Genomic DNA, 17,245 nt, shown 5'->3' on the forward strand with positions numbered 1-17,245 from the left:
TTTTTTAATTTTAGCTTATTGTATTGTTCCTTACAGTGTCCCAATTTGATCCAACTCTCCCTGTAATTTCTTTTTTGCTTCAAACTTATTAATATCAACAACATACGTTTTAGAAAGAGCATCGTGCCATCCTTTGCCTTTTGCTCCCAAAAAAGATAATCCATCAAAAGGAATTAATCGACAAAAACTTCTTTTCAAAATATCCAGATATGAAGGTTTATCTCCATTGTGTAAAACAACAACTGTTTTAGTAACATATTTCCCTAAAGTTTTGTTGGCAAAACTTTCCATAAAAAAATAATACCCTAACATTATTGTATATGTAAATATATAATCTTGTATGGTTGATAACTCAGTAAGAAAATTATTCAGAACGTAATTTCCAGTAAACTCTCCAATATAAAAAAACAGATAAATCACTCCATAAACTATTCCGTATTGAGGTACTAAATCAATAAGATAATTTACAAAACGCATATTATTGCTAGCGAGAATATCTTCAGTAATTTGAAAACTATGTTCCATGTGAATCTACTTAATTAGGTAAAATAAATATAAGTTTTTTTATAACAAAAAAGACATCTTTAAAAAGATGCCTTTATGCGCCATAATCTATTTAGATAAAATTGTTAATTAGTTAAGATCCACACATTAAACAATCATCACCTTCTCCTGCTTTCGCTTGGGCAATGAGCGCTTTCATTTCCTCTGCAGTCATGGGCTCAACTTCAGGCGCATTTTGCTGCGCAAATTTTGCAGCATTTTTAGCTGCTACTTTTTTCTTTTTTACCTGTTGTTCTTCCTTTAAATTAGAGTCATTAACTTCTACAACTTCTGCTGCTGGCTCTTCTTTCTTAGTCGTTTTTAAAGTAAACTTAATAGCATCTACAGCACTCTTAGTACGTAAGTAATACATTCCTGTTTTTAAGCCACTTTTCCATGCATAAAAATGCATTGATGTTAGTTTAGCCATCGTAGCACCTTCTAAGAACAGGTTAAGCGATTGTGATTGATCTATAAAGTAACCTCTCTGGCGAGACATATCTATAATATCTTTCATACTTAATTCCCAAACTGTTTTATACAGGTCTTTTATATCTTGAGGAATTATATCAATAGCTTGTATGGAGCCGTTGGCTCTCATTATATCCTGTTTTAAATTTTCATTCCAAAGTCCAAGATCAACAAGATCTTCTAATAAATGTTTATTTACAACAATAAACTCACCAGATAATACACGACGTGTATAAATGTTAGAGGTATAAGGCTCAAAGCACTCATTATTACCAAGAATTTGAGATGTTGATGCTGTTGGCATTGGCGCCACTAACAACGAGTTACGCACACCATTTTTAAGTACTTGTTTACGAAGCTTCTCCCAATCCCAGTTACCACTTAACTCGTCATCTTTTAAATTCCATAGGTTATGTTGAAACTCTCCCTTACTAATTGGAGAGCCTTCATATGTTTCGTAAGGACCATCTGTTTTTGCTTCTTCCATACTTGCAGTAACCGCTGCATAGTAAAGTGTTTCAAAAATATCCTGATTTAATTTTTTAGCAGCATCACTTGTAAAAGGCATACGTAATTGTATAAAGGTATCTGCTAATCCTTGAACACCTAATCCGATAGGGCGATGACGCATATTAGAATTTTCAGCTTCTTTTACTGGATAGTAATTTCTATCAATAACTCTATTTAAGTTTTTAGTAACTCGCTTTGTAATTCTGAATAATTCTTTATGATCGAATTCACCATTTTTAACAAACATTGGCAACGCAATAGATGCTAGGTTACATACAGCAACTTCATCTGGAGATGTGTACTCCAGAATCTCTGTACATAAATTAGATGAACGAATGGTTCCTAAATTTTGTTGGTTAGATTTACGGTTAGCCGCATCTTTATACAACATATATGGGGTTCCTGTTTCAATTTGAGATTCTAATATTTTCTCCCAAAGCTCACGTGCTTTAATTGTTTTACGCCCTTTACCTTCTGCTTCATATTTTAAATAAAGCGCTTCAAACTCTTCACTGTGTGTTTCTGGTAATCCTGGGCATTCGTTTGGACACATCAGGGTCCAATCACTATTTTCTTCAACACGTTTCATAAATAAATCTGAAATCCACATCGCATAAAATAAATCGCGTGCACGCATTTCTTCTTTACCATGGTTTTTCTTTAAATCTAAGAAGTCAAAAATATCGGCATGCCAGGTTTCTAAATAAATAGCAAAGCTTCCTTTACGTTTTCCTCCTCCTTGATCCACATAACGAGCTGTATCATTAAATACACGAAGCATTGGCACAATACCATTACTGGTACCATTAGTTCCTGCAATGTAACTACCGGTTGCTCTAACATTATGCATAGCCAAACCTATTCCTCCTGCTGATTGTGAAATCTTAGCTGTTTGTTTTAAAGTATCATAAATACCATCAATACTATCTTCTTTCATAGTTAAAAGAAAACAAGATGACATTTGCGGTTTTGGTGTACCGGCATTAAATAGTGTTGGTGTAGCGTGTGTAAAATATTTTTTAGACATTAACTCATAGGTCTCAATGGCAGCATCTAAATCGTTTAAATGAATTCCTATTGAAACACGCATAAGCATGTGTTGAGGGCGTTCGGCAATTTTACCATTCAATTTTAAAAGGTATGACCGCTCTAAAGTTTTAAAACCAAAATAATCATAACCAAAATCACGATTATAGATAATAGTGGAATCCAGACGTTCTTTATTAGCCATAATTACGTCATAGACATCGTCTGCTAAAAGTGGTGCATCTTTCCCTGTTCTTGGATTTACATATTTATGTAAATCTTCCATAACATCACTAAACGTTTTTTTGGTGTTTTTATGTAAGTTAGAAACCGAAATACGTGCTGCTAATCGCGCATAATCTGGGTGCGCTGTCGTCATAGTTGCAGCAATCTCTGCAGCAAGATTATCAAGTTCGCTTGTTGTAACACCGTCGTACAATCCTTCAATAACACGCATTGTTACTTTTAACGGATCTACTAATTCATTTAATCCATAACATAATTTTCTCACTCTAGCGGTGATTTTGTCGAACATGATTTGCTCTTTTCTGCCGTCTCTTTTTACTACATACATATATATTACACTTTTTAGGTTTTCTGATACACCTTCAGAAAAATGGTTAGTTTGTTACTCTAAAATTTAGTTCTAATGGTTAATTTAGACAAAACTCAGTTGCTTTAATTACTTTCAATAAAAGGTACTTAATTTTCCATTTATCATGGAATGTCATTCTAATTGAATTTTCAAAAAAAGAAATCTTTGAAAATTAGGGGATCAATTAAAAATCGGCGTCAAAACTGAATTTATCTTCGTCTTCTTCTTTATTAAGGACACCTGCTTTTTGATACTCGGATACACGTTTCTCAAAGAAATTGGTTTTTCCTTGTAGTGAAATCATATCCATAAAATCAAATGGGTTCGCTGTATTGTATTCTTTTTCGCAGCCTAATTCATTTAACAATCTATCTGTCACAAATTCTAAATATTGTGCCATTAAGACTGCATTCATACCTATTAAACTGGCAGGTAAAGACTCTGTTATAAACTCGCGTTCTATATCTAAAGCATCTATTAATATTTCTCTAATACGAGATTTAGGTACTTTATTTACTAAATGCTCATTATGTAAGTGTACTGCAAAATCGCAGTGTACACCTTCATCTCGAGAGATTAGTTCGTTAGAAAATGTTAATCCTGGCATCAATCCTCTTTTCTTTAACCAGAAAATAGAGCAAAATGCCCCGGAAAAGAAAATACCTTCTACTGCTGCAAACGCTATTAAACGTTCGGCAAAACTTGGCGAATCAATCCATTTTAAAGCCCAATCTGCTTTCTTTTTAATAGCAGGGAAATTTTCAATAGCATTAAATAGCAGATCTTTTTCATTTTCGTCTTTTACGTAGGTATCTATTAAAAGTGAATAGGTTTCACTATGAATATTTTCCATCATAATTTGAAATCCATAAAAGAATTTCGCCTCACTATACTGTACTTCGTTAACAAAATTCTCTGCTAAATTTTCGTTTACAATACCATCACTTGCAGCAAAAAATGCCAAAATGTGTTTTATAAAATAACGCTCATCATCATTAAGCTTTGTAGCCCAATCTGTAAGATCTTGATGTAAATCAATTTCTTCTGCTGTCCAAAAACTAGCCTCTGATTTTTTATACCATTCCCAAATATCATGGTGTTGAATTGGAAAAATAACAAAACGATCTTTGTTTTCTTGTAGAATCGGTTCTATAGCCTGAGACATTGTTTTTTAAAATTTTTATAAAATATTGGACGAAAATTTCTTTCGATTTGGGAGTAACAAAGATTGAAAATAGAAGTTAAAAATGAAAGGCTTAGTTATAAACATTGTCAACAAGTTTTTAACAAAATTTATCAAATTTTGTCTTTTTAAGACAAAATTTACAATATTTAAAATACTGATTATCAGATATTTAAATATAAAGATACTCGCTTAAGCCTTATAGAATAAGGGTTCTTTGTTTACAAAAAATGCAAAGAAATGGAAGTCGTATTTTAAAAAAATGACATAAATTTTAACTTCTTTTTTTGGAATTTGCCACCTTCTCTAATTCCATATACCAATCTTCACCAAATTTTCTAATTAAGGCTTCTTTTACAAATTTATAAATGGGTATTTGCAATTCTTTGCCTAGCACACAGGCATCATCGCAAATTTGCCATTTATGGTAATTAACTGCCGAAAATTCGGTGTAATTCTGAACTCGTATAGGATATAAATGGCAAGACACTGGTTTTTTCCAGGAAACCTCACCTTGGTTGTAAGCTTCTTCTATACCGCAAAGAGCTACCTTTTTTTCGTCAAAAATAACATAGGCACAGTCTGCATCATTAATCAAAGGTGTTTCTAACTCACCTTCTTCGGTGGTTACAAATACTCCTTGAGATTCGATAGCCATAATACCTTCTTTACGTAAAAAAGGCTTTACTTTAGGGTATATATCTTCAAGTATTTTAGCTTCATCTGCCTCTAGCGGCGCACCTGCATCTCCATCAATACAACATGCTCCTTTACAAGCTGAAAGATTGCAAACAAAGTCTTTCTCTATAATATCTTCGGATATGATGGTTTTTCCTAATTGAAACATCGTACAAAAATAGACAATCTTTAGAATTATTTAATGTAATAGTCTCGTATTTAATACCGAACTTTGCCTACAAATTTAACAACCAAAAAAATGCAATTAAACTTTAAAGAAATCTTTACGGCTTTTATGGTGTTATTTGCCGTTATAGATATTATTGGAAGTATTCCAATAATAATAGATTTACGAAAAAAAGCGGGTCATATACAAAGCGAAAAGGCTTCTGTAATTGCCGGTGTTATACTCGTTTTATTCTTGTTTTTAGGGAAAAGTATTTTAAACCTTATTGGTATTGATGTAAACTCTTTTGCAGTAGCTGGTGCTTTTATTTTGTTTTTTATTGCTTTAGAAATGATTTTAGGCATCACTCTATATAAACAGGAAGAAAGCAACGCTATGACTACAGCTGTATTTCCTATAGCTTTCCCGTTAATTGCTGGTCCTGGTAGTTTAACAACCTTATTATCTCTAAGAGCAGAATTTAGAATAGAAAATATTGTTGTTGCTGTAATTATGAATGTTATTATTATTTTTATAGTACTTAAAACATCGGCTAAGATAGAACGCATTATTGGCCATAACGGTATAAACATAATTCGCAAGGTATTTGGTGTTATTTTATTAGCTATTGCCGTTAAACTGTTTGCTCATAATATTAAAGCACTATTTGAAATTACTTAAACTTTATTTAGAATGAAATATTTAACTATTATTATAAGTATCATTGCCTTTGGCTTAATGATTTTCAATTTTACACAAGTTGATTTTAATGCTCCTTTTAAAGACGATAGCTTGATTGCTTTAATTACGATTGTAGCTGCTCTTTGTGCCATCCTTATGATGCTTATTTTAAGAATATCTAAACGCATTGAGCAAAAAGTAAAAGAACGCAATTAATGTACGACGCTCTCATTATTGGTGGCGGTGCCGCAGGGTTATCTTGTGCTTTGGTTTTAGGCTCTGCTAAAAACAAGCCTTTTACTAAAGGCAAACGTATTGGCATTATTGCACATCAAAAAACATCGCATCTTCAAACCGCTTTATTTAACAATGTATTGGGTTTAACTCCTGAAACTACGGGAGCTTCTATTTTAGAAAGTGGAAAAAAGCAGTTAATCGATTTATACCCACATGTTGATTTGATTGAAAATGAAAAAGTTTTAGAGTTATCCAAATTTGAAGATTCTTTTAATATAAGTACGAATAAAAACAGTTACACAGCAAAAATTATTGTCATTGCTGTTGGTTATACAAACTTAATGGCAATTAAAGGGCTGGAACATTATATAGAACCACATCCAAGAGCTGCTATTGAAAAAAATCGTATTTGGTTAAAAAATACGGATCATGTAATTGAAGACCATTTATATGTTGCTGGTACCCTTGCCGGATGGCGTAGTCAATTTGCTATAGCTTCTGGTAGTGGCGCCCATGTGGCTACCGATATTTTAACGCTTTGGAATGATGGGAAACATACTAAGGTACACGATAAAGTGGAGGTTTAATTAGGCAATCTCTTTATACCAATTAGCACGCTCTTAATTTCTATAATCTTTTATACTCTGTCTAATCAACTTAGCAGCTTCTTCTGGTAGTTTATTTAAGGCGTTTTCTATAACAGCGGTCGTTTCTATACCCACAGCCGTAGACATAAAAAAAGCTTCAGTGTCATAGTTCTCTAGTGCTACAAGCTCATAAGGCATAGTACTCTCTCCCTGTTTGCTTTTAAGATAATCGAGGCATGTATTCTTTACTGACTTATAAAAATATCCAGTGGCATGGTTTTCATTTAGAAACTCCGTTTTATCTTCCCAGACTTTAACAAAAACAGCCTGCACCATGTCTTTTGAGGTTTCCAAATTATTAAGATACTTGTATGCAAACACACAAAGTTGTGGATATAAGCCTTCAAAAAGTACCTTAAGCTGATTAAGTGTTAGTTTATTTTTGTTCATAATATAAAAGAGATCCAAAAGCATCTCAAGGAAAAGTGTTTTAGACTAACAGGTAATACGAATTACCTTATTCGATTTAAGAGATAATAGCACACTATCAAATAACTTATCAACAGGAATTAAATCTCTGGAGTTAAAAAAGGCAGCAGGGAAAAACGAAAAAAAGGCGTTAAATTCCTTAGCAGATAAAAGCTCGGTTCGCGAGTTAAAGTCTGGATCATCATAAATAATTGCAATAGCCCTTAAACCCATTTTACAATGCGTTGTAACAGTATGAGATAACCCAGATCTGTCCAGCAACACAAACAAAGTAGCAATAATAGCATAGTGATTTGGTATATTTAAATTATCTGGAAACGTAAGGTCTTCAGTTTTTTCCATAGATTAAATGTTTATATTTTACACCATTAGAGGTGCTTAAAATTGGAAGTTGAACCTAATGCCTGCCTGTTTGGGCAGACACGCCATTAAACCTGTAATGTTTGGAAACAAAAAGGCGTGGAACTCAACTTAACGGAAAGAGGTACTGGTATACCCAACCACGATAAGAGAGCCCACGCCTAGGTCGTGAGCCAATCTACTTATCATCTCGCGGTTTAAAATTACCAGTTTTCTTTCCGAGACTCAAAGCGATAGCTTCAAATATTTTCTATACGAAGAATCGCAAATTTATTAAATACAAGCTAATATATATAAAAATATTTATGCGGTAAAATATTACCGCATTTTTTTATCAAAAATAGGGCAACTTTCAAGCATGCAAAAATTTGAATATGAAAAATAAGTATAAAGAAGAAGTATTAGTTCTATTTGGGGAAAAGTTAAAAGAATTACGTTTAAAGAGAAAATTAAGTCTTAGAGCATTAGAAAAAGAATGTGATATTGATAATAGCTACATAAGTAAAATTGAACGTGGTAAAGCAAATATAGGGTTTCATACTATTGTAGAGTTAGCAGGAGCATTTAAAGTACACCCAAAAGAATTATTTAATTTTGAGCATGAATGGAAGGATGAAGCTTTTATGTGATTGTATCTCGGATACTTGTTTTTAGTAAGGAAATTCAGCTATACGAAGTTTGTAACTAATAGATCATTTATATACATAAAACATTTACTATCTTAGTCTTATAATCTGGATATAGACAATTGTTGGGCGTCATTAAAATGAATAATGGTGTAAGTATAATCCAGACTTATCTCAACTCTAATATATTGATATTGCATTAATAAATTATTATTATGAAATTAAACTTATTGTCTTGTGATGCTCAGAGACCAGATAGAAGAGCGATAGCCAAATGTATTGCAGAGATTTCATCTAACATTGATCAATCCTTATCGAATGAACTTACAGATATACTCTTAGAAGGAGATGCTGTAGATATTGAGATAGGAAGATAGAAACTCTGGTTCTGCTTTAAGAGCTTTGCGAAAACTAAGTATTGACTACGAAATTTTAGAATAAACCAAATTACTAGGAAAAACGATTATTCCCCATCACTCAACTTAATAACCTCATCAATCATAATATCTCGTTGATTGAAAACTTCTTCAAAAGCACCACCACCATAAAGTTGATCTGCTAAAGTTGCTTTTATGTAATGCTTTACTTCTTCATGATATGCTACAAAAGTTATTTTAGAACCGACACGCACATTTACGTAATCTTGAAAAGCAAGAACAAAGTCGTCACTCACTTCAAACGAATCAATAAAATCCTGTCTTGAAATACCGTCATTAAGATGCCTGTCTTTTTCTAGTTCTTCAAATACAAAATAACCAATAAATCCGCTTCTTCGTAAATAGGTAAGTGTTTCATTTAGCATACTATTATCTATTGGCACAAATACATCCGGAATTATACCTCCTCCTCCATACACAACTTTTCCTTTTGGTGTTGTGAATTTTAATGAATCGGCTACCTTAATTTTTTCAGGATCTAACAGTTCACCACTATTTAACCTCTCAAAATACTCATCGTAATAATCTTTATTACCATTTTTGTATGAGCGTTGAATGGAACGCCCTGTTGGCGTATAATAGCGTGATACGGTTAAACGTATTGCACTACCATCACCTAAATCCATTTCTCGTTGTACCAAACCTTTACCATAAGAACGACGTCCTACTATGGTACCTTTATCGTTATCTTGCAAAGCTCCGGCAACAATCTCACTTGCCGATGCTGAACCCTCGTCTATAAGCACATATAATTGTCCTTCTTCAAAATCTCCTTTGCTTGTTGCAAAACTTTCTTCAATATTTCCGCGCTTATTTTTAGTGAATAGGATAAGTTTGTCATCTTCTAAAAACTCATCCACTATTTGCTCTGATATGCTTAAAATTCCACCGGGGTTATTTCTTAAATCCAATGCAATTTCGGTAGCTCCTAATTCTAAAAGTTTGTCTAAGCCCTTTTTAAATTCTTTATAGGTGGATTCTGCAAAACGATTTATTTTTATATATCCTAGTTTTTCTGTTAGCATATAAGCTGCATCCACACTTTTAATAGGGATTTTGCCTCGTTTTACTGTAAAATTTAAAAGTTCTGGTTCTCCTTTTCTATATACTTTTAAATTAACTTTTGTGTTAATGGGTCCTTTTAGTTTTTTAACCATTTCGCCATTATTCAATTTCTCTCTATCACCAAAAAGTGTGTCGTTATCTGCCATGATAATCCTGTCACCCCCTTTTATTCCTGCTTTATCACTTGGACCACCTTCAATCGCTCTAATAACAGCTATGGTATCTTTATAAGGATAAAAACTAACTCCTATACCAACAAAATCGCCTTTCATCTCTTCGGCAACCCGTTCCATAGATTCTTTAGGAATGTATACTGAATGTGGATCCAGATTCTCTAAAATGCCATTAACCGTAACATCGACAATACTGTCTGTATTTATGTCATCAACATAATCGTAATCAATGTAATCAATAAGCCTGTTAAGTTTATCTTTTTTACTATTAGTAGAAAACAACCTATCGGACGAATCTCTAAAATCTAGTTTCCCGCCAATAAAAATGCCTGCTGCTATCGCAACACCCAAAATTAATGGTAAATATTTTTTTTGAAATGACATTATGCTTTTAAATCTTCTATTAATTTAAGTTCTATTCCTGCTTTTTTTAAGAATTTTAATCCAGAATCGTCTTTATATGCTTCATGATATACTACTTTTACAATACCTGATTGGTGTATTAATTTACTACATTCTTTGCAAGGTGACATGGTAATATATAGAGTAGCACCTTTACATGATTGAGTAGATGCTGCCACTTTTAAAATGGCATTCGCTTCTGCATGTAATACATACCATTTTGTGTAGCCTTCTTCATCTTCACAAAAGTTTTCAAATCCTGACGGGGTTCCATTATAGCCATCAGAAATTATCATTCTATCTTTTACAATAAGCGCACCAACCTGCCTGCGTTTACAATAAGATAATTTCCCCCACTCTTGAGCTATTCTTAAATAAGCTTTATCGTACTTAAGTTGTTTACTGTCTGGCATTAATTTATTTTATAATTATGGTGTGCTTTTAAACGATAAATGAGTTTTTGAAAGTTGCTTCTTAACAAAAATCGTGATGGTTTCAACGAATGCCTCAATTATGTATGTAAAACAATACAACGAAGATACTTGGTTCGTATTTTAATTACAACGCAAGTTCGTTAAAGTTTTATGAAAGTTCTATAGGATTTTAAAGTTTAAGACAAGAAATCGCTATTTAATATCATTGGAATAACCAAACCAACAACTATGGCAGATACTACCATGATCCAATCACGCTTAGAAAATCTAAAAATAGTCTGTACTATGTAACCTAAAAATAATACTAAAAACACGATAATAACTTGGGCAATTTCTATTCCTAATGCAAACTCTAATAATAAGACTAATTTATTATCGGAGTCTCCCAATAGCATTTGAAATTCGCGCGCAAAACCTAAACCATGTATCAAACCAAAAAACAATGTTGATAAAAACAGTACACCTATTTTTTCTTTTTGAGCACCTTTACCAGATGTAAAGACATTAAAAAACGCTACAATTAATATAGTAATAGGAATTAAAAATTCTACAATTTGTGCATTGACACGAATCACACTATAAGCGGCTAAAATAAGTGATAATGTATGTCCCAATGTAAACATAGAAACTAATAATAAAATACGTTTCCAGTCCTTAAACATATACGGAACGGTTAAAACAATAAGAAATAAAACATGATCGTATGCGTTTATGTCTAAGACATGATTGATACCATACTCTACATTAAACCAAAAATTTTGAAACATAATAATTATTAATAAGATTAGATTAGGGAACTGTTCAAAGATACGATTAATTAGATTCTTTTAAAATGCTATTAGATTTTTATCTCGTTAAAACTACCCGCATATTGTATGATAAATTAGCAATTTGATTTGTAATTATTAAGCAGAAATAAACTATTACTATATCTTTGTACAGCACCATTAAATGAAGGCCAATGCGTATTAAAACTTTAAGTATTTTAAGTGTTATTGTTATATGTTTTTCTTGTAAAAGGGGTCAAGAAAATAACTCTGAAAATAATGCTGAAAATAATCAGAGCAAAGAAATAACAGAAAAAGACATTTCAAAAATTGATTATATCGATTTTGCATTAAGCATAGAGACTGAAGATCTTATTAAAGATTGGCAAGAATACTATGAATTACAAGATGCTATAACAAATATTAAAAAAGGGAACCTTAGTTTTTTTTATGATAGTAAAGAAACTATTAAAACGTTATTGAAAGATTTTAAAAAAAATATTCCTATGGAAATTAACTCCCCTTCTATTTCTGCAAGAATTACAGTTTTAGAAACAAAGCTTCATAAATTAGAAAGTTTATCAAATTTATCTACCACAGGTAAAGAAGAACTCATTGCTACTATTAAAGACTTTTTAGTAGCTTTTTCTAGTTTGAATTTACAAATAAACAAGAAAATAGAGTTTAATTCCCAAAAAATTGAAAAGCCTCAATAAGTAAAAAAGGGTTCGTACTTAATGCACCAACCCCTTTTAATTACGAATGAATGTTTTCTGTTATTTTTTTGGCTGTGCAGCTTGAGCTTGCAATATTTGTTTTTGTCGCAATAATTCAGTTTTTGTTATTTGAACTAAATTAAAGTTAGGAGCTGTTTTTAAAGTTTCGTCTAAAATATCAACTGCTGCATCAATATTTGCTTTTGTGTCCTTATTATAAAGGACTAACGCATTTAAGTACATAAACGCTGCTTTTAAAGATACTTCATAGGGTGTTTGTGTCTCGTAAAAAGCTTTCTTCATATCATCTTTCGAATTTGCTAAACCGTAGGTAATATGTTTTTCTGCTTCTGCTATTTTTTGAGTTTGCAAATTAAGCTCTGCTAATTCGTAAGCAATTAAAGCGCTCGGTTTTCTTGTAAATATTTCATCAAAAAACTTAATGGCCAATTCTGGTTGTTTAACAGATTTTAAAGACAATGCTTTTACTTCTATTGCAATATCAGAATCTGTAGCATTTTTTTCTATTCCTATTGTATTAAGAGCTTGCATATATTTCCCTTCGCTCATATACAAATAAGCTAAAGTATCTTTTCTTGCCTTAGATGGTGATAATAAATTTAAATGTGTCATCCCATTTATAATACCTTGAACATCTCCTTGGGCTTTCATTTGCTTATAATAAGCCTCATAATGTTTTATTAATTCTGAGTTACTTTGTGCGTTTAACATAAAGCTACTCGCTAATAAAATCAATCCAAATAATCTTTTCATTCCTCTTATATTTATTTTACGTGCTAAAACTATAAAAAATTAACATTTAAACTCTTAAAAGTATGCTAATTATTTTGTTTAAGTTAAATAATCTTCTTTCCAGAAATTATATGTCATCATATAATTTATTAAAACTTCCCTAAAATGAAATAGTCATTTTTTAGGAAAATTTAAAAATTATGCCTATATTTAAGATTACTAATTTGATTATTTATGGGAATAAAAAGTTTTCTGGCTTCACGAAAAAAAACAAAAAAGGCTACGACATCCAACTCTTTAATTAAGGTTAGTGATTATATGACCACAAATTTGATTACGTTTAAATCTAACCAAAGGATTGAACAAGTTATTGATGCTATAATAAAATATAGAATTTCTGGTGCACCTGTAATAAATGAAAAGAACGAATTAATAGGTGTTATATCTGAAGGTGATTGTATTAAGCAAATAAGTGAAAGCAGATATTATAATATGCCCATGAATAATGATACTGTTGAAAAACATATGGTAAAAAACGTTGAAACTATTGATGGCAATATGAATATCTTCGATGCCGCTAATAAGTTTCTAGAATCTAAGCGAAGACGTTTTCCTATTGTTGAAAACGGGAAACTAGTAGGACAAATAAGCCAAAAAGACATTCTTAAAGCGGCATTAAAACTAAAAGGTCAAAACTGGAAGTAGATTAACTTTCACGCTTTACCAACGCATAATAATTGCCTTCTAAAGGTAAATATCCTTGATTGTATACAAAGTAATAAATAGTTCCTGCTTTAGTTGTATAAATACTTGTAAAATAATTGAAATCAAAACCAGCTTCTATTAATTTAGCGCGAGATGTTTTTGTTTTTTGTTCTGGATTTAATGTCTCTAAGATTCTATAGTTTTTACGCAATCTATTATTAGTATTCCGTATTAAGTTTTTACTGTCTTTATTTATTTTATTGTTGTAAGCGTTTCGGCATCCATCACTACAGAATTTTTTATCTATTCTACCAACTATGTTATCGCCACATTCTAAGCATTGTTTTTGCATAGCTATTTGTTTTCAATTTATATCGCCAAATATTTAGTCTTTACCAATTACCTGCATATCCCAAATCAAGGTTCGTTGTCTGTTTTAAATAATTATAACCATACCTTAAAATTTGTCTAATATGCAAATAGTCATGTGCCAACCAATTGGTTAAAAATAGTTTTGCAGACAAATCCCCTAATTCTGGATGCTTTAACGTACTGTTCCAATTAGCATGTATCTGACTTTTTAACCATATCACAGATTTACTACGTTCTTCTAAAAAAGCTTGAAGGGTTTCGTTATAATTTTTTGAAATGTAATCTCGTTCCTTAACCCAACCTTGAGGATTAATCGGGGTTAAATCTTTAAAAGGGTTTTCAAGTGCATGCTTTACACGAGCCTTAAAGTCTTCCCGTTCTTCATCAAATAAGTGACATACTATTTCTAACAAATTCCATTTTTCCGGTTCAGGTCGCCATAAAAACTCTTCTTCTTTTTTAGACGACAAAAGATTTTCAAATACTTGTTTATTCTGTTGTAATTGGTTTATAATGTCTTTAATTATCATAGGCTAGATGATTATTCTTACAATATTAAAAACTAATATAGCATATTGCATCTAAATGTTAGTTAATTAACAATTATAAATTTAAAAAAATGATATTGAACTCATTTTTTTATGGATTGCGGATTATATTGTCCGGTAACCACAACCTCATCCAAACTATTAACTTTTACTAAATCTTGTTTTATTTTTTATAAAAATATCAAGCAAGAAAAAAAAATGTAAAAAAAAGCAGAAAAACCTTTTATTTAGAATCATTCTTAATTAAATTTGTTGTGAATAAATTTTATTTTAATTAAGTCTAAATAAATTTTGTTCTTTAAATAAAGAAAACATTAAAAATGAGACTATTATATATTTTAACAGTGTTTGTTTTAACATTTTCAATACATGGAAACGCCCAAAACAAGAAAAAACAAGATACTGAAGCCATTAAGAAAATGTGTGGATGTTATGAAGTAACCTTCAATTTTACCGAGACTTTTAACTACAGTAAAGATTCTCTTTATAAGCCATCCGAAACAAAAATTGCTAAGGGTTTGGAATGGGCAGAGCTAGTAGAGAACGATAAAAATAAAATTTCCATTCAGCATTTACTTCAAGTGGGAGACCCATCTAAACCACATATAGTAAAACATTGGCGTCAAGATTGGCTGTATCAAAATACAGATTTCTACATGTTTAATGGTGATAATACCTGGAATTTTGTGACTAAACCAAAAGCCGAAGTTAAAGGGCAATGGACCCAAAAAGTATATCAAGTGGATGACAGTCCCCGCTATGAAGGTTCTGCTACTTGGGTACATGTAGATGGAAAAAGTTATTGGGAAAACACAACTGATGCACCACTTCCCAGAAGAGAATATACCAAACGTAGCGATTACAATATAACGGTTAGAGGTAACAGACATGAAATTACTGAATATGGTTGGTTACATGACCAAGATAATGCAAAAGTGATTCGTGAAAATGGAAAAGAGGATATGCTTTTAGCAAAAGAAAAAGGCTATAACACTTATGTTAAAGTTGATGATAGCAGATGTCAAGCTGCTAATGATTGGTGGGTTGAAAACCAAAAGAAATGGGCTTTAGTTCGAAGCAAATGGTCTAATGTTTATGGTAGAAATCAAAACTTGTCTCTTGAATCTAAGGTTGAAAATAAACCTCTTTATAAACATCTATTTGCAGATGACTTAACTCAAACAGATGATATCAATAAAACCATAGAATCTTTTGTTAAAAAATAACACTGTGAATAGATATATAAAAAAAATTACATTTTTCATTTTAATTATAGCGGTAAACTCATTCGGCCAAAACACTAATGTCTTATTGGACAGAACTTTCTGGAAAACAAGCCCATCTATAGAAATAATAGATCAAAAAATAGCTGAAGGCCATGATGAAACAGTATTAAACTCATATGGGTTTGATGCTGTTGTATATGCTATTCTTGAGAAAGCACCCAATGCGACTATTAAATATTTGCTTTCTAAAAAAGGTAACGATGTCAATAAATTAACACACGATAAACGTACCTATGTTTTTTGGGCAGCCTATAAGAACAATCTGGAACTAATGCGATACTTAATAGCCCAAGGTGCCAGAATGGGCCTAAAAGATTCTCATAACTTTTCTGTTCTAACATTTGCAGCAGTAGCAGGTATCACCAATCTTGATATTTATGATTTGTGTATTGAAAATGGTATCGATATAAAAAGTGATCTAGACGAACATGGAGCCAATGCTTTATTATTATTAATGCCTCATCTTAAAGATTTTAAACTCGTTAATTATTTTACAAAAAAAGGATTACATATAGATAGTAAAGACAATAACGGCAATGGTGTTTTTAATTATGTTGCTAAAGCCGGAAATAAAGTAATGCTTGAAAAACTAATTAAAAAAGGTATTTCCCATACACCAAATGATAATGGGGGCAATGCCATGTTGCTAGCTACCCAAGGCTCAAGAAGAGGGTATAATACACTAGCGTTTTTTAATTATTTGGAAACCTTAGGAATTGATGCAAATATTATAAATAAAGAAGGTATTACGCCACTTCATAATTTGGCTTATGGAAATAAAGACTTAAAAACATTTGATTATTTTTTAAGTAAAGGAGTCAATGCAAATCAAGTTGATAACGAAGGGAATACAGCACTTATCAATGCATCTGGCAGAAACTCATTAGAAGTTATAACAAAACTTACTCTTAACACAAAACACATTAATCATGTTAATAATAATGGACAGTCGGCTTTAACAAAAGCAGTGAACAACAGCCCCTCTGTTCTCAAATTTTTAATTAAAAAAGGTGCAGATGTCCATGTCATCGATAAAAAAGGAAATAATCTTCTCTACTATTTGGTTCAATCTTTTAGTACAGAAAAGCAAGAAGCATTCAATCAAAAACTAGAAATACTATCTAATAATGGACTTGATGTTAAATCGATTCAAAAGGATGGTAATACTTTATTTCATTTAGCAGTAGATTCCGATAATTTAGAGTTATTAAAACAAGCAAACTCGTTAGGTATTCAAGTAAATAATAAAAATAAAAATGGTTTAACAGCTTTGCATTTATGTGCTATGAAAGCTAAGGACACCAATAGTTTAAAATACTTACTGTCTATTGGAGCGAATAAAAATATTAAAACCGACTTCGAGGAATCTGTTTATGATCTAGCTAGAGAAAATGAATTATTAAATAAAAACAATATCAATTTTCTAAAATAATAT

At 31.4% G+C, this 17,245-nt stretch carries 20 protein-coding genes and 1 pseudogene; 9 read left to right on the forward strand and 12 right to left on the reverse strand.

Translation table 11 applies throughout. The features are described 5' to 3' along the window. Positions 1–30: 30 nt before the first annotated feature. The 4 genes from Q4Q35_RS05500 to Q4Q35_RS05515 form a co-directional block, all read right to left on the reverse strand. Positions 31–525, reverse strand: coding sequence for an RDD family protein (locus Q4Q35_RS05500; protein ID WP_303276944.1), 495 nt, complete (start codon positions 523–525; stop codon positions 31–33). A gap of 112 nt (positions 526–637) precedes the next feature. Beyond that, entirely contained in the window at positions 638–3,124 is a 2,487-nt protein-coding gene (locus Q4Q35_RS05505; RefSeq protein WP_303276945.1) for a ribonucleoside-diphosphate reductase subunit alpha, read from the reverse strand. Positions 3,125–3,329: 205 nt separating this feature from the next. Beyond that, entirely contained in the window at positions 3,330–4,310 is a 981-nt protein-coding gene (locus Q4Q35_RS05510) for a ribonucleotide-diphosphate reductase subunit beta (protein ID WP_303276946.1), read from the reverse strand. Positions 4,311–4,602: 292 nt separating this feature from the next. Continuing rightward, on the reverse strand, positions 4,603–5,175 hold the full coding sequence (locus tag Q4Q35_RS05515) for a DUF3109 family protein (protein ID WP_303276947.1): 573 nt from the start codon (positions 5,173–5,175) through the stop codon (positions 4,603–4,605). Positions 5,176–5,265: 90 nt separating this feature from the next. Here Q4Q35_RS05515 and Q4Q35_RS05520 point away from each other — a divergent pair, with 90 nt between their 5' ends. From Q4Q35_RS05520 to Q4Q35_RS05530, 3 genes are read left to right on the forward strand one after another with little or no spacing between them, the layout of a single operon-like run. Then, positions 5,266–5,853 carry a MarC family protein gene (locus Q4Q35_RS05520; protein WP_303276948.1) on the forward strand — a complete coding sequence of 196 codons (588 nt, stop codon included), beginning with the start codon at positions 5,266–5,268 and terminating at the stop codon, positions 5,851–5,853. A gap of 12 nt (positions 5,854–5,865) precedes the next feature. Then, positions 5,866–6,069 (forward strand): hypothetical protein, encoded by a 204-nt coding sequence (locus Q4Q35_RS05525; protein ID WP_303276949.1) that lies wholly within the window; start codon positions 5,866–5,868, stop codon positions 6,067–6,069. Next, positions 6,069–6,677, forward strand: a complete 609-nt coding sequence (locus Q4Q35_RS05530; RefSeq protein WP_303276950.1) for an FAD-dependent oxidoreductase — start codon at positions 6,069–6,071, stop codon at positions 6,675–6,677. The genes Q4Q35_RS05525 and Q4Q35_RS05530 overlap by 1 nt, the downstream gene beginning before the upstream one ends. A gap of 33 nt (positions 6,678–6,710) precedes the next feature. Here the strand turns inward: Q4Q35_RS05530 and Q4Q35_RS05535 are convergent, their stop codons facing one another. Both Q4Q35_RS05535 and Q4Q35_RS05540 read right to left on the reverse strand, forming a co-directional pair. After that, a complete protein-coding gene (locus tag Q4Q35_RS05535; RefSeq protein WP_303276951.1) occupies positions 6,711–7,127 on the reverse strand; it encodes a sigma-70 family RNA polymerase sigma factor in 417 nt (138 codons plus the stop codon). 45 nt (positions 7,128–7,172) lie between these two features. Continuing rightward, entirely contained in the window at positions 7,173–7,508 is a 336-nt protein-coding gene (locus Q4Q35_RS05540; protein WP_303276952.1) for a hypothetical protein, read from the reverse strand. Positions 7,509–7,900: 392 nt separating this feature from the next. Between Q4Q35_RS05540 and Q4Q35_RS05545 the strand changes: the two genes are divergently transcribed. Both Q4Q35_RS05545 and Q4Q35_RS05550 read left to right on the forward strand, forming a co-directional pair. Next, positions 7,901–8,155 (forward strand): helix-turn-helix domain-containing protein, encoded by a 255-nt coding sequence (locus tag Q4Q35_RS05545; protein ID WP_303276953.1) that lies wholly within the window; start codon positions 7,901–7,903, stop codon positions 8,153–8,155. A gap of 212 nt (positions 8,156–8,367) precedes the next feature. Further along, positions 8,368–8,593: pseudogene (locus Q4Q35_RS05550) on the forward strand (hypothetical protein). A gap of 22 nt (positions 8,594–8,615) precedes the next feature. Here Q4Q35_RS05550 and Q4Q35_RS05555 read toward each other — a convergent pair. The 3 genes from Q4Q35_RS05555 to Q4Q35_RS05565 all read right to left on the reverse strand — a co-directional run bounded on the left by Q4Q35_RS05555 (position 8,616) and on the right by Q4Q35_RS05565 (position 11,430). Next, the gene (locus Q4Q35_RS05555; protein WP_303276954.1) at positions 8,616–10,211 is read right to left on the reverse strand and encodes a S41 family peptidase; all 1,596 of its coding nucleotides are present in this window, start codon (positions 10,209–10,211) and stop codon (positions 8,616–8,618) included. Further along, positions 10,211–10,642 (reverse strand): deoxycytidylate deaminase, encoded by a 432-nt coding sequence (locus tag Q4Q35_RS05560; protein ID WP_303276955.1) that lies wholly within the window; start codon positions 10,640–10,642, stop codon positions 10,211–10,213. Before Q4Q35_RS05560 ends, Q4Q35_RS05555 begins: the two co-directional genes overlap by 1 nt. Before the next feature lie 197 nt (positions 10,643–10,839). Beyond that, positions 10,840–11,430 carry a HupE/UreJ family protein gene (locus tag Q4Q35_RS05565; protein ID WP_303276956.1) on the reverse strand — a complete coding sequence of 197 codons (591 nt, stop codon included), beginning with the start codon at positions 11,428–11,430 and terminating at the stop codon, positions 10,840–10,842. 194 nt (positions 11,431–11,624) lie between these two features. Between Q4Q35_RS05565 and Q4Q35_RS05570 the strand changes: the two genes are divergently transcribed. After that, a complete protein-coding gene (locus Q4Q35_RS05570) occupies positions 11,625–12,146 on the forward strand; it encodes a hypothetical protein (RefSeq protein ID WP_303276957.1) in 522 nt (173 codons plus the stop codon). Positions 12,147–12,206: 60 nt separating this feature from the next. Here the strand turns inward: Q4Q35_RS05570 and Q4Q35_RS05575 are convergent, their stop codons facing one another. Continuing rightward, complete coding sequence (locus Q4Q35_RS05575; RefSeq protein WP_303276958.1) at positions 12,207–12,920, reverse strand: tetratricopeptide repeat protein; 714 nt, start codon at positions 12,918–12,920, stop codon at positions 12,207–12,209. A gap of 213 nt (positions 12,921–13,133) precedes the next feature. Between Q4Q35_RS05575 and Q4Q35_RS05580 the strand changes: the two genes are divergently transcribed. Then, complete coding sequence (locus Q4Q35_RS05580) at positions 13,134–13,604, forward strand: CBS domain-containing protein (protein ID WP_303276959.1); 471 nt, start codon at positions 13,134–13,136, stop codon at positions 13,602–13,604. A 1-nt stretch (position 13,605) separates the two neighbouring features. Here the strand turns inward: Q4Q35_RS05580 and Q4Q35_RS05585 are convergent, their stop codons facing one another. Together Q4Q35_RS05585 and Q4Q35_RS05590 are read right to left on the reverse strand one after the other, a co-directional pair. Next, a complete protein-coding gene (locus Q4Q35_RS05585) occupies positions 13,606–13,956 on the reverse strand; it encodes a hypothetical protein (RefSeq protein ID WP_303276960.1) in 351 nt (116 codons plus the stop codon). Positions 13,957–13,996: 40 nt separating this feature from the next. After that, on the reverse strand, positions 13,997–14,506 hold the full coding sequence (locus Q4Q35_RS05590; RefSeq protein WP_303276961.1) for a DinB family protein: 510 nt from the start codon (positions 14,504–14,506) through the stop codon (positions 13,997–13,999). A 338-nt stretch (positions 14,507–14,844) separates the two neighbouring features. On the opposite strand from Q4Q35_RS05590, the gene Q4Q35_RS05595 reads away from it, so the two are divergent. Together Q4Q35_RS05595 and Q4Q35_RS05600 are read left to right on the forward strand one after the other, a co-directional pair. Further along, positions 14,845–15,750, forward strand: a complete 906-nt coding sequence (locus Q4Q35_RS05595) for a DUF6607 family protein (protein ID WP_303276962.1) — start codon at positions 14,845–14,847, stop codon at positions 15,748–15,750. Positions 15,751–15,754: 4 nt separating this feature from the next. Beyond that, complete coding sequence (locus Q4Q35_RS05600) at positions 15,755–17,242, forward strand: ankyrin repeat domain-containing protein (protein WP_303276963.1); 1,488 nt, start codon at positions 15,755–15,757, stop codon at positions 17,240–17,242. Positions 17,243–17,245 lie beyond the last annotated feature (3 nt).

Source organism: Flavivirga aquimarina (genome assembly GCF_030540835.1).
GTDB classification, from domain to species: Bacteria; Bacteroidota; Bacteroidia; order Flavobacteriales; family Flavobacteriaceae; genus Flavivirga; species Flavivirga aquimarina.

Coding starts and splice junctions, on each gene's coding strand:
- Q4Q35_RS05500 (WP_303276944.1), bottom strand. CDS start 525: ATGGAACATAGTTTTCAAATTACTGAAGATATTCTCGCTAGCAATAAT.
- Q4Q35_RS05505 (WP_303276945.1), bottom strand. CDS start 3,124: ATGTATGTAGTAAAAAGAGACGGCAGAAAAGAGCAAATCATGTTCGAC.
- Q4Q35_RS05510 (WP_303276946.1), bottom strand. CDS start 4,310: ATGTCTCAGGCTATAGAACCGATTCTACAAGAAAACAAAGATCGTTTT.
- Q4Q35_RS05515 (WP_303276947.1), bottom strand. CDS start 5,175: ATGTTTCAATTAGGAAAAACCATCATATCCGAAGATATTATAGAGAAA.
- Q4Q35_RS05520 (WP_303276948.1), top strand. CDS start 5,266: ATGCAATTAAACTTTAAAGAAATCTTTACGGCTTTTATGGTGTTATTT.
- Q4Q35_RS05525 (WP_303276949.1), top strand. CDS start 5,866: ATGAAATATTTAACTATTATTATAAGTATCATTGCCTTTGGCTTAATG.
- Q4Q35_RS05530 (WP_303276950.1), top strand. CDS start 6,069: ATGTACGACGCTCTCATTATTGGTGGCGGTGCCGCAGGGTTATCTTGT.
- Q4Q35_RS05535 (WP_303276951.1), bottom strand. CDS start 7,127: ATGAACAAAAATAAACTAACACTTAATCAGCTTAAGGTACTTTTTGAA.
- Q4Q35_RS05540 (WP_303276952.1), bottom strand. CDS start 7,508: ATGGAAAAAACTGAAGACCTTACGTTTCCAGATAATTTAAATATACCA.
- Q4Q35_RS05545 (WP_303276953.1), top strand. CDS start 7,901: ATGAAAAATAAGTATAAAGAAGAAGTATTAGTTCTATTTGGGGAAAAG.
- Q4Q35_RS05555 (WP_303276954.1), bottom strand. CDS start 10,211: ATGTCATTTCAAAAAAAATATTTACCATTAATTTTGGGTGTTGCGATA.
- Q4Q35_RS05560 (WP_303276955.1), bottom strand. CDS start 10,642: ATGCCAGACAGTAAACAACTTAAGTACGATAAAGCTTATTTAAGAATA.
- Q4Q35_RS05565 (WP_303276956.1), bottom strand. CDS start 11,430: ATGTTTCAAAATTTTTGGTTTAATGTAGAGTATGGTATCAATCATGTC.
- Q4Q35_RS05570 (WP_303276957.1), top strand. CDS start 11,625: ATGCGTATTAAAACTTTAAGTATTTTAAGTGTTATTGTTATATGTTTT.
- Q4Q35_RS05575 (WP_303276958.1), bottom strand. CDS start 12,920: ATGAAAAGATTATTTGGATTGATTTTATTAGCGAGTAGCTTTATGTTA.
- Q4Q35_RS05580 (WP_303276959.1), top strand. CDS start 13,134: ATGGGAATAAAAAGTTTTCTGGCTTCACGAAAAAAAACAAAAAAGGCT.
- Q4Q35_RS05585 (WP_303276960.1), bottom strand. CDS start 13,956: ATGCAAAAACAATGCTTAGAATGTGGCGATAACATAGTTGGTAGAATA.
- Q4Q35_RS05590 (WP_303276961.1), bottom strand. CDS start 14,506: ATGATAATTAAAGACATTATAAACCAATTACAACAGAATAAACAAGTA.
- Q4Q35_RS05595 (WP_303276962.1), top strand. CDS start 14,845: ATGAGACTATTATATATTTTAACAGTGTTTGTTTTAACATTTTCAATA.